This window comes from Candidatus Burkholderia verschuerenii, from assembly GCF_001189365.1.
Taxonomy (GTDB): domain Bacteria; phylum Pseudomonadota; class Gammaproteobacteria; order Burkholderiales; family Burkholderiaceae; genus Caballeronia; species Caballeronia verschuerenii.
On the sequence record NZ_LFJJ01000313.1, the window covers coordinates 1 to 3,185 of the forward strand.

Below are 3,185 nucleotides of genomic sequence, written 5' to 3' on the forward strand. Positions count from 1 at the left end.
CTCAACGTCATGCCTCAACCTCTACTCGTGCGCTGCAGACCTGGCTGAGATGTGCGTTTACGTCTGCACCAGACTGCGTCGTCGGGTCCATTCCGGCAAATTCAATTTTGCAGGCCAGACTATTTAGAAGTTGCCCGCCGAAGAGGTGAGATTTACGCATGCCCTCCCGACGCGAATAAATCGCTTAGCCTGAGTGCTTTCGATGTCTCTTTCGTGAGCGCGACGACGACGCAGACTACGCAACAACTATACATTTTCGCTAACCGTCGTGATGTCGCTTTACGCAACGACGTAGTAGAGCGCCGCGCCTCTCCCACAGCGCCTATTAAAGGGTCTAAGGTCAGTGTCATTAGGCTGAACTGTCTTTGTCGCGAGGTAGCCACGCGCTCTAGCGGCCGAGCGGCGCATTTTTGCTGTTCGGATTAGTAAGCCACCCCGGATAGCTCGGAAAGATGATCCGTAGGTGGCAAGCGCACGTAAGAGCCCATCACGCTTTCGCAGATATAGACTGGATGCAAGATAGTGCGACGATTTGCAATCAATCTGGGTGGTAATGACTGAGTGTTTAATGGCCAACCATGGCATTCCCCTTTTGCTTGGTTTATCTATCGTAACGGCGTAACTAATCGAAGTCGCCACGTTCATAATGCACATGTCGTGCCAAGCACGCAGCCCTTGTGCGGGCAGGGGAACATGTAACCCTGCGCCTCTCCCAACCGAGATTTGTACCAAACGGCGCACTTTGGATGGACGAAATCGTCCAGTATGCGAGCGAAGCAAACTCGACAAGCTTGAATTGAGATCGACCTATCGGGCGGGGCTACGGATGAGGGAAAGTCTTATTGCTCCAGCAACCGGACATGCAGATCATATGCCGTTTTTGCGCACATCACGCCTGAAGGCATGACTTGCTGTATGTCAACCGGCTTGGACGGACTTTCATGCGTACAAGCGATACGAGAAAGCTAAAACCGGCCTGGTTTGGATCGATGACCGGTACGTATATGCCGAGCGATTCCTCAAGCATGGCAGATACGCGAGCCGCCACGTCCACAAAGCCGGTGCATCCGAGCAAAATGGACTGCGCGCCGTCTTCCCTGATTGCCTTCATGGAAGCCTCGAAGGTCCGCATGACCACAATGTCGACGTTCTCAAGTTGTGCAACTGGGCAGTCAATCGCATGAATCGATGCAAAGTCGTCTTCAATCCCGTAGGTCTGTGGATGTGCGCGCTGCATTGCCAACGTACTTTGCGTGATGGTGATGATCGAAAATCGCTGGCTTAGCGCGAGCGCAGAGAAGGCTGATGCTGGAAAGCCACCAATAATCGGAATGTCGATCACCTCACGCGCGGCTTCCACGCCGCACATATCGAAGTCCGTAAGCCAGACGCCGTCGAACCCTTCCTTTTCGATGGACTGTGCGAGTTCGACGACCGGAATACCGTTTCGCAGCCAGTTCAGACGGTTTTCAATGTCGGGATGGCCCTGTGTAATGTTTCGGACCTCCACCTGTACATCCGGTGGGACGACAGGACCGATTGCCGTCATGATACGGGGGTTGTACCGTGAAATCGCCACGGGGACGAGCACGCAAATGCGAATAGGGTTATTCACTTTCGGATTCCTTGCGCGAAGACGAAACTGCAACGTATGGGCCAAGATATCCTAGAGAATTCAGCAACACCATAAAGCTGTCGAGGGCGAGCCCCGGTTTTTGTATGGCAGTCATGGCAGGCCATGCAATCAGGGTGACAGGACGCTCACCAATTTCTGGATTCAACCTCCCATTTTCCTGCACGAGATCGCCGTTGCTGAAGATCGACTGACCATTGCCGCCCACAAAATACGCGATGCTGTCAGGCGCGAGGACTATCGGCTGCGCGCGTTCGCTGTCCCACGCGATCAGAGACTCGTTTTGGTAGATCACTGTGTAGGTCTGTTCGCCACTTTGGATGATGACCTTGCCGACGTCGAAGCCACTAGTAGTATCGACCTTCGCGGAGACGAGTCGTCCAAGTCGTGAAACCATCCGCGCGTTGATGTTGCAACATTCGGCGAGGTAATCGATAAGTTCTGTTACGTTACGGATCTGCCCACGTCCAATTACTCGCCCGAGCTCAAGCGCGCGCGTGATCGTCCCGCGAATGGGGGTTGCACGAGCAACTTCATCTGGTGCCATCACCCACATTGCGAGGCCACCAAATTGACCGAACTCGGGATCAGCAACAACAGGACGCATCATCTGTTCGACAATCGTGGAGACGTCGCGCTGATGGGTTGCGTCGCCGTTTTTACTGTTACGGGGCTTAACATCCAACTCCACGCTCAGACCATTTTGGCTAACTAGAAACGCCGGGCGAGGATTAATTTCCGCCGCGGCAAACGTAAGCATGGGCAGAGAGGGCACGGCACGGCCTGCCCCGTCCGCGTCAATGACAGCAAGGCCAAGCTTTGCCGCAACGAGCACTGCGACGACGAAGCCAAGCGCGCCGCTTTCCGGCGGCACAACGTAGGCGAGCTTTCGGGATTGCGATGCAAGCCGCTCTTGCACCGCAAGTGCTGCCTGCACGGGGCCAAAAGGATAAGCGGCGCTGTTAATGGCCTGCGGCGCGCCGAGATATGCGACCATGACCGCGTCACCCTCTAATGCCTCATCGACCGGAACGACTTTTACAGTGTCGACGGAGTAGTAGTCGCCAATATTGAAGTGAGCGGCCAAATGCCGCGCAGATTCGATCGTTCCGCCGCCGCCGCTTCCGAAGAAAGCACCGCCGAGCAGGAGCGGCTCAAGATCGTCACGTCTTAATTCATAGGCCATGGCTTTATCCGTTGGTATCGAAAAGAAAAATTTCGTGGCGAAGCTCTGAAAGCAGGTCCAGTGCGGCTTCTACACGGGGAGTTTTACCGCAAGCGATGCCGCGCATGGCATGCTCCAGCGTGGCGACTGCTTCTTCGAGTCGTTGAGTCACTCGCAACAATGAAGCTAGATGGAACGCTGCATTCACCCTCGCAGGCACTGAACCTAGCGCGAGGGCGGTCGAAAGAGCCGAACGAAACCCTAGGTCCTGTTCACATTTAAGAGCGGCCCGAAGGCAGACACGATGGAGACAAAGGTGAGGTAGCTGTGGGCGAGTTTGTCATATCGAGTGGCGACGCGACGAAAATGCTTGATACGCTTAAAGAA

2 protein-coding genes and 1 pseudogene are annotated in these 3,185 nt (G+C 54.9%); all 3 read right to left on the reverse strand.

The window, feature by feature from the left end; translation table 11 throughout:
- Window positions 1–889: 889 nt before the first annotated feature.
- Window positions 890–1,615: an aspartate/glutamate racemase family protein gene (locus BVER_RS28400; protein WP_050456085.1), complete on the reverse strand. Its 726-nt coding sequence runs from the start codon at window positions 1,613–1,615 to the stop codon at window positions 890–892.
- Entirely contained in the window at window positions 1,608–2,819 is a 1,212-nt protein-coding gene (locus BVER_RS28405) for a DUF917 domain-containing protein (protein ID WP_050456086.1), read from the reverse strand. The genes BVER_RS28400 and BVER_RS28405 overlap by 8 nt, the downstream gene beginning before the upstream one ends.
- Window positions 2,820–3,059: 240 nt before the next feature.
- Window positions 3,060–3,185: pseudogene (locus BVER_RS33085) on the reverse strand (IS5/IS1182 family transposase); the annotation flags it as partial.

Excerpts from the sequence above, each read along its gene's own strand:
- BVER_RS28405 (WP_050456086.1), bottom strand. The coding sequence starts at position 2,819 with ATGGCCTATGAATTAAGACGTGACGATCTTGAGCCGCTCCTGCTCGGC.